At 79.3% G+C, this 241-nt stretch carries 1 protein-coding gene; it reads right to left on the minus strand.

Annotated features, from left to right (window positions below; all coding sequences use genetic code 11):
- A partial coding sequence (locus E0702_RS19410) for a hypothetical protein (RefSeq protein WP_205742126.1) occupies positions 1–241 on the minus strand: 241 nt, incomplete at both ends.

A 241-nucleotide genomic window follows, 5' to 3' on the forward strand; every position in this document is an offset into this window, starting at 1 on the left:
GGCGACTTGCCCGCGACCTCCGCCAGCGCCTTCGGGCCGCGGGTGAAAACGGCGGGGTCCTCGGCAGCGCGCAGGGTTCGGGTCAGCCAGCCGGGCAGGCCCCCGGGCAGGGCGGGCAACGGGCGGAGGATGCGCGTGTGCAACTCCAGCAGCAGCGCCTCCACCGCCACACGGCTGCGCGGGCCTTCCGCCAGGCGCCCCAGCGCCCGGGCCCACATCCCCGCCTGGCCGCCGCCGCGGG

This window comes from Halomonas marinisediminis (genome assembly GCF_004347715.1).
Classification (GTDB): Bacteria; Pseudomonadota; Gammaproteobacteria; order Pseudomonadales; family Halomonadaceae; genus Halomonas; species Halomonas icarae.